Origin of the sequence: Oxalicibacterium sp., from assembly GCF_035565035.1 — a bacterium.
Taxonomy (GTDB): Bacteria; Pseudomonadota; Gammaproteobacteria; order Burkholderiales; family Burkholderiaceae_D; genus Oxalicibacterium.
In genome coordinates this window covers 21,679-28,435 of record NZ_DATMTD010000112.1, presented here as the reverse complement: position 1 = coordinate 28,435, position 6,757 = coordinate 21,679, and the positions used below count along the sequence as shown (strand labels likewise).

Genomic DNA, 6,757 nt, shown 5'->3' with positions numbered 1-6,757 from the left:
GTACGATTCAGCAGGTAGGACGGGCTGAGGGTGTATCAAATGCGACAGTGAACAGGCGTCTGCAAGTAGTTTCGCGGATATTGCGTAAAGCCCGTGACGAGTGGGAGTGGATTGATGTGGTGCCAAAGGTGCCTGTTCTTTCTGAACCTCTTGAGCGGGTTAGGTTTTTAACGGATGTGGAAGCGCAATGTCTGTTGTGTGAGTTGCCGAAGCATCTCGCAACGATGGTTGACTTTACTCTTCAAACCGGACTGCGGATGTCGAATGTTACAGGCCTACGGTGGGATCGCATTGATCTTGTTCGGCGTCGGCTCTGGGTCGTGGCTGATGAAGCGAAGGGGCGTCGCGGTATTCACGTGCCGTTAAATGATCGGGCTGTTGAAATTCTTCGGCAAGAGCGCATGAGGCATCCAACACACGTTTTTACCTATTTGGGAAAGCCTGTGTTGAGACCAAATCAGCGGGCTTGGCGACTTGCTTTAAAGCGTGCCGGTATTGAGGATTTTCATTGGCATGATTTGCGGCATACATGGGCAACTTGGCATGTGCAAAATGGCACCCCATTGCATGTGCTGCAGAAGTTAGGGGGCTGGCGATCTATCGATATGGTTTTGCGCTATGCGCATCTTTCAGATGAGCATCTTGCTGGCTTTGCCGGTAACGTCAATGGGAATGGATTGAATCGCAGTAATGGGACAAGTGGCTACATTTCGGCTACGTAACTGGAATAGGAAAAGGGCTAGCTTTCGCTAACCCTTTGATTTGACTGGTCGGGGCGAGAAGATTCGAACTTCCGACCCCTTGCACCCCATGCAAGTACGCTACCAGGCTGCGCTACGCCCCGACGAGCGCGAAATTATAGCAGAGCTTTTTTGCAGGCAATCAGGCTCGCGTCGAGCCCGGAGCCAGTCGGTTCTTCTCCCATAGTTCACGCAAAGTCAGTGCATTTCGAATTGCGGCACCATCCATCGTATTGTCGAATATGCACCAGACATTCGACGTCTTATGCGTTTGCCTGGCCAGTCGTTCGGCGATCGACTGTAGCGCGTCGTCCGGATAGGATGATTTGTACATTTCAGGCGAGCCATGCAGACGCAGATAGGTAGTGTCGACATCGGGAACCTCTTTTTGCGGTATGGGGACCGGATCGGCGATGACGAGAGCGACGGAGAATTGGCGTAGCAACGCGATCGCCTCGTCATTGGTCCAGCTTGCGTGACGCGGCTCACAAACCATATGGCCTTCAAAGCGCTCGCGCAGCAGATTCATGAAATCGGCCACCTCGTTTTGTTTGAACACGAGAGAGGGCGGCAACTGCAGTAGCAGACAACCCAGTTTTTCTTCCAGGTGACGAACTTCAGACAGAAAACGATCGAGAGTATCTTCGGTGTCGCGCAAACGTTGAATGTGCGTGATGTCACGTGGAATCTTGACCGAGAAGCGGAATGAGTCCGGAACGCTATCACGCCAGCGGGCATAGGTGCCTGGACGATGAGGACGATAGAAAGATGAGTTGATCTCCACCGCGGAGAGCACATCGGCATAGCGCTGAAGATGCGTCCCTTTTCCTGAAAAGGTGGAGGAGAATGCCGATGGAATGCTCCAGCCGGCGCAGCCCAGATACAGTCTTGGCGTCATGCGGTCGCAGTTAAAGTGTGCTGTGCGACAACCTGTATGGATCGTGCGGCATGTCGCGTTTGTGCGATGTTGCCAGATACCGCTTGATGATGACGTCACGTGCATGCGCATCGATCGATTTGCCGCTGAGGAAATCGTCGATCTGTTCATAGGTGACGCCCAGCGCTTCTTCGTCCGGGCGACCCGGCGACAGCGATTCCAGATCGGCAGTCGGTACCTTGTAGGCCATATCCTCGGGCGCACCGAACGCCAGTGCCAGCTGGCGGACCTGATGCTTGTTAAGACCGTACAACGGTGCGACGTCGGCGGCTCCGTCACCGAACTTGGTAAAGAAACCCATCAATGCTTCCGCCGCATGATCGGTGCCAACGACAAGCCCGCTCGTCGCGCCGGCCACCGAATAATGGGCAATCATGCGCTGCCGTGCCTTGATATTGCCGAGTATGAAATCCTCGTGTGCGGCATTTTCAAAAGTCTGTCCTGCATCGCGTAGTTGCTGGAGCATGGCATCCGCGGCCGGCTTGATGTCGATCGTCAGAACGCGGTGCGGTTCGATCAGTTTCAGTGCGCGCTGTGCAGCTTCCTCGTCGGCCTGCTGGCCATACGGAAGACGCAAGGCAATGAAATCGGCCTGCCTGCCGTGTCCTTTGGCCTGTTCAGCCGCATGACGGCACAGATAACCCGCGACCAGCGAATCGACGCCGCCGCTGATGCCCAGCACCAGAGAATGCTTGTCATGCTCGATCAGTTGATCAGTGAGAAATGTGGTGCGGCGGACGATTTCTGCGGAAGGATTGAATGCGTGCAGAACTTTCAGCGCATCCATGATTTCCTGCTGTGTCGGGTCGATGTCAGTTGTAATCACGTTCTGTTCCTCTGATTCGTTCAGGATTTGGCATGCTCCTGTTGCCACAGGCGATGATAGAACAACGTGCGTTCTATCGCGTAACGGGCAGCGGATTTTCTGACGGTATTGCGGTCGCCACTGAATTGTCTGGTTTCGCTGTAGCTGCGCATGGCAGTGCCATTGCTGCAGGCCCATGCGAGACAGACAGTGCCAGGTGGTGTGCCGTCCTCTGCGGCGTCCGGACCGGCAACACCGGTATTGGCGATAGCGATGTGGGTGCCGCTTTTTCTCAATGCACCTTCAGCCATTTCAACGGCGACGGCGATGCTGGTGAGGCCATGCTGCCGGATGGTTTCGGGATGCACGCCGAGCAACGCGGTTTTTGCTTCGGGGGAGTAAGTGACAAAACCGCATTCCAGCCATGCGCCGCATCCTTCACAATCGCCCAGCATCGAAGCGATCAAGCCGGACGTACAGGATTCAGCCGTGGTCAGCTTCAAGCTGCGTTCGGTCAGATAATCGGCCAATGTCTTCAAAAGCTCCATCGATTTGTCCCCCTTTTTTGTCGCCGGAATGGGGCGCGGCCGCATTCCTGTGTTCGGCTATGATAGCCGAGCCCTTCGGTGGTTTTTCAGACCGTTTCAGCCTGCGGTTATGCAAATCTGTTCATATTGGCGCAAAGCGGCGGCACGCGTACCATGATGTGCCGTAAATCGACCGTCGACTATTCCTTTCCTGGATGAACATGAAAAATCTCGTCAACCTGTGGGTAATCGGAGTCATCGTGGCAGTGCAATCATTTTCCGGCAATGTACAGGCCCAGGATGCCAGATCCGAAGGTGCGGTTCTTGTTGCCGCCGGCAGCCTGAAAACGGCGATGGATGAAATTATCCAGACTTATCGTGCACAGGGCGGTGCGGTATTTAACGCAAAATACGGGCCTTCCGGAAAACTACGTCAGGAAATCGAAGCCGGTGCCATCGTCGACGTCTTTGCTTCTGCCTCGATCGAGCATACGGACGTCCTGGCGCAGAAAGGCCTGCTGGGAACAACGCAGATATTTACGCATAACGATCTGTGTGTAATCGGCCGACCGGAATTCGGCTTGAGAGAAAACAACGTGCTCGATGTGTTGAACAAACCTTCGGTACGTGTCGCAACATCGACACCGGTCAGCGACCCGATGGGCGATTACACATGGCAGTTTTTCCGAAATGCAGACAAGGCGCGGCCGGGATTTTATGCATTGCTCGATGCGAAGGCGCTCAAGCTGTCAGGTGCGAATGCACCGGCTTCGGGTGAGAAGCTGCCGTACATCACGGCATTTGAGAACGATCGTGCGGATGTCTACATCATGTACTGCACGAATGCGGTCGTCACGAAGAAAGCGTTACCCGAACTGGATGTCGTGCGTATTCCGGATGCGTTGAATGTGCGTAGCGCATATGGAATCGCTGCCGGAGTGAGGTCGAAAAACGGGCAGGATTTTGTCCGCTTCGTGATGAGTCCGGTTGCGCAGCAGATTTTGAAGAAGCACGGTTTCGACTAGGAAATGTGCGGATTTCCTACATCGATCGGGCGCTCTGCCGACATCGATGTCATTTTCGAATCGGTATAGTTATTTCATGTCAACCCGACATAGTGAAAGGAGATTGAAAATGACGACGCCTAACGACAAGCCGACAACGGAGAAACCGGCAAAGCCGACCACGCCGGGTTACAAAAACGATCCGCGTGCAAAAGCAGCGGACAATCTGGAACAGGATAATGAAAACAAGCTGGGCGAACATCTGGACGACAAGCACGACAAGACAGGCGGATAGTTCGCCGGGCGTCATCGCATCATGATGGCGCTTTTTGATTTCGAACAGGATGGTCGTTATCCCTTGCGGCGGATTCCGATGATCATGCGTTTCAATCTGGATGCGTGCGGTATGCGTATTTCGCTGACTGGTTGGATTACATTGAGTCGCGACGAGCGTGAAGAGCTGGTGATGTTGCCTTGTGCATCGGAGCCGGAGCGCGCAGCGTTTCGTGCGCGTCTCGCACAAATGCTGGACCCGCATGCAGACAATCCCGATGCAGTAATCGAACATGTCGACATCGATCCATGCCCTGCGTGGAAAAGCATGCAGGCGATACCGCAGAGCGTGATCGATACATTGAATGATTTATCGCTGCCAGGCATGACGTTGTCCCAGTGGACTGCCCTGAACGATTTACAGCGATTTGCTTTGATCAAGCTGACGCGCTCCGGCCACAAGAATGCCAACCTGCAGCCGGCATTGAAGGAATTTGGTCTGGCTTGAATCGTTCTGAAGCGCATCTTCGTAACGCAGGATCCTTCCGCGGTGCGATTTATTTCTTTTGAATTTTTCTCAAATAAATCTCCCTTTTTCCTACAGCACAATCAGGCATTTGCCGATATTCCAGGCATGTCTGGCTCCATATAATTCCATCAACAATTACCGGAGCCGGCGGTTCGAAAATATACCGGCACCAATTCCTGTTTGGCGCGCGTGGCAACAACGATGTGCGACAACTCCAGCCGTTCAGGCAAGCACGAAATCCCCTACAATCGATCTTTTCGCCAATGCCGTCGCTATCAATAGCGACACGGACGGCTGTATCAATCATTGAAGGAAGCGATGCCCATCAGAATCAGTTCCCGTTTTGACGCTGGCGCAATCGAGATTGTGCAAGCGGACAAGCCACACGCGATTGATTTGCGGTTGCGCAAGGACAACCATGCCGATATTTCGCAATGGTTTTATTTTCGATTGCAAGGTGCACGTGGCGAGCGATGCACGATGCGCATCCTGAATGCCGGCGAGTCGACTTATCCGGACGGCTGGAAGGATTATCGTGCAGTGGCCAGTTACGATCGGGAGAACTGGTTTCGCGTGCCGACGGCATTTGAGGGCAATGTACTGACGATTGCGCACACACCGCAACACGACAGCATTTATTACGCTTACTTCGAACCGTATTCCTGGGAACGACATCTGGCTTTGCTCGGACGGGCGCAGACCTCGTCATTGGCACGCATCGAGAATCTGGGCAGCACGGTCGAAGGTCGCGATCTGGATATGCTGGTTATCGGCGATGCAACGGCGAAGAGAAAAATCTGGGTCATTGCACGCCAGCATCCTGGCGAATCAATGGCCGAATGGTTTGCGGAAGGCATGATCGAGGCGTTGCTCGATCCGCAGAATACGGTTGCGCAGAAGCTGCTGCAGCATGCCGTCTTCCATATCGTGCCGAACATGAATCCGGATGGCGCCGTCAATGGCAATCTGCGCACGAATGCGACAGGCGCCAATCTGAATCGTGAATGGATGGAACCGTCACTGGATCGCAGCCCGGAGGTTTTCCATGTCCGGAACCGGATACACCAGACGGGATGCGATCTGTTTCTTGATATCCACGGCGATGAAGGATTGCCGTATGTCTTCGTTGCCGGCAGCGAAATGCTGGAAGGTTTTACTGCGCAACAGGCAGAAGAACAACAGGCTTTCATCAACGGTTTTCTCCGCGCCAGTGAAGACTTCCAGACAGAGTTCGGTTATTCATCAGGGAAATATCGTGCAGAAATGCTGAAGCTTGCATCCAAATACATGGGGCACACATTCAAATGCGTGTCGCTGACGCTGGAAATGCCGTTCAAGGACAATGCGCGTCTGCCCGATCACAAGGTCGGCTGGAACGGCGCCCGCAGTGCGCAACTGGGACGCGACATGCTGCGTCCGATACTGGACAACGTCATGCTGAGCGCGCGATGAGTGTGGAGATCGAGCGGAAATTCCTGGTACGCAGCAACGCATGGAAAACATTAGGGACGACCGTTTCGATGCGCCAGGGTTATCTGTCAACGCATGCGGATCGTACTGTTCGTGTGCGCGTCGAAGGAAAGACGGCAACACTGACAATCAAGGGACGCTCGCACGGTTTCAGTCGCGGTGAATGGGAGTATCCGATTCCACTGGATGAAGCCGATGCGTTATTGAGCGAACTATGCGAACGACCGTTGATCGAAAAGACGCGTACGTGCGTGACACACGAAGGCATGTTGTGGGAAATCGATGAATTCTTTGGCGACAATCAGGGACTGGTTGTCGCCGAGATCGAACTGGAAAGCGAAGCGCAGACGTTTGCGCTACCAGACTGGATCGGTGAGGAAGTCACTGGCGATGTGCGTTACTTCAACGCCAGCCTTTTGCGTCATCCCTTTACACGCTGGTAACGCTGGTAGAACCGACGTGCGCCTCTGAC

General features: G+C 54.0%; 9 protein-coding genes and 1 tRNA gene. 6 read left to right on the top strand and 4 right to left on the bottom strand.

Annotated elements, in window-relative coordinates:
- A partial coding sequence (locus VN114_RS12095; protein WP_325515188.1) for a site-specific integrase occupies positions 1-722 on the top strand: 722 nt, incomplete at its 5' end.
- A gap of 45 nt (positions 723-767) precedes the next feature.
- On the opposite strand, the gene VN114_RS12090 is transcribed toward VN114_RS12095, so the two are convergent.
- From VN114_RS12090 to VN114_RS12075, 4 genes are all read right to left on the bottom strand, one after another.
- A tRNA-Pro gene (locus VN114_RS12090) sits at positions 768-844 on the bottom strand.
- A 38-nt stretch (positions 845-882) separates the two neighbouring features.
- Positions 883-1,638: a DUF72 domain-containing protein gene (locus tag VN114_RS12085; protein WP_325515186.1), complete on the bottom strand. Its 756-nt coding sequence runs from the start codon at positions 1,636-1,638 to the stop codon at positions 883-885.
- Positions 1,639-1,648: 10 nt separating this feature from the next.
- Entirely contained in the window at positions 1,649-2,503 is an 855-nt protein-coding gene (gene nadE / locus VN114_RS12080; RefSeq protein ID WP_331681808.1) for an ammonia-dependent NAD(+) synthetase, read from the bottom strand.
- Positions 2,504-2,523: 20 nt separating this feature from the next.
- Complete coding sequence (locus VN114_RS12075) at positions 2,524-3,030, bottom strand: CinA family protein (RefSeq protein ID WP_325515185.1); 507 nt, start codon at positions 3,028-3,030, stop codon at positions 2,524-2,526.
- A 200-nt stretch (positions 3,031-3,230) separates the two neighbouring features.
- Here VN114_RS12075 and modA point away from each other — a divergent pair, with 200 nt between their 5' ends.
- The 5 genes from modA (at position 3,231) to VN114_RS12050 (ending at position 6,728) form a co-directional block, all read left to right on the top strand.
- On the top strand, positions 3,231-4,034 hold the full coding sequence (modA, locus tag VN114_RS12070; protein WP_325515183.1) for a molybdate ABC transporter substrate-binding protein: 804 nt from the start codon (positions 3,231-3,233) through the stop codon (positions 4,032-4,034).
- A 109-nt stretch (positions 4,035-4,143) separates the two neighbouring features.
- Positions 4,144-4,308: a hypothetical protein gene (locus VN114_RS12065; protein ID WP_325515181.1), complete on the top strand. Its 165-nt coding sequence runs from the start codon at positions 4,144-4,146 to the stop codon at positions 4,306-4,308.
- A gap of 21 nt (positions 4,309-4,329) precedes the next feature.
- A complete protein-coding gene (locus VN114_RS12060; RefSeq protein ID WP_325515179.1) occupies positions 4,330-4,794 on the top strand; it encodes a nitrate reductase associated protein in 465 nt (154 codons plus the stop codon).
- 339 nt (positions 4,795-5,133) lie between these two features.
- The gene (locus VN114_RS12055; protein ID WP_325515177.1) at positions 5,134-6,267 is read left to right on the top strand and encodes a M14 family metallopeptidase; all 1,134 of its coding nucleotides are present in this window, start codon (positions 5,134-5,136) and stop codon (positions 6,265-6,267) included.
- Positions 6,264-6,728: a CYTH domain-containing protein gene (locus tag VN114_RS12050; protein WP_325515175.1), complete on the top strand. Its 465-nt coding sequence runs from the start codon at positions 6,264-6,266 to the stop codon at positions 6,726-6,728. The genes VN114_RS12055 and VN114_RS12050 overlap by 4 nt, the downstream gene beginning before the upstream one ends.
- Positions 6,729-6,757 lie beyond the last annotated feature (29 nt).

What these genes read in the sequence shown, in the direction of transcription:
- VN114_RS12085 (WP_325515186.1), bottom strand. Translation starts at nt 1,638, where the DNA reads ATGACGCCAAGACTGTATCTGGGCTGCGCCGGCTGGAGCATTCCATCG.
- VN114_RS12075 (WP_325515185.1), bottom strand. Translation starts at nt 3,030, where the DNA reads ATGGAGCTTTTGAAGACATTGGCCGATTATCTGACCGAACGCAGCTTG.
- modA (WP_325515183.1), top strand. Translation starts at nt 3,231, where the DNA reads ATGAAAAATCTCGTCAACCTGTGGGTAATCGGAGTCATCGTGGCAGTG.
- VN114_RS12065 (WP_325515181.1), top strand. Translation starts at nt 4,144, where the DNA reads ATGACGACGCCTAACGACAAGCCGACAACGGAGAAACCGGCAAAGCCG.
- VN114_RS12060 (WP_325515179.1), top strand. Translation starts at nt 4,330, where the DNA reads ATGATGGCGCTTTTTGATTTCGAACAGGATGGTCGTTATCCCTTGCGG.
- VN114_RS12055 (WP_325515177.1), top strand. Translation starts at nt 5,134, where the DNA reads ATGCCCATCAGAATCAGTTCCCGTTTTGACGCTGGCGCAATCGAGATT.
- VN114_RS12050 (WP_325515175.1), top strand. Translation starts at nt 6,264, where the DNA reads ATGAGTGTGGAGATCGAGCGGAAATTCCTGGTACGCAGCAACGCATGG.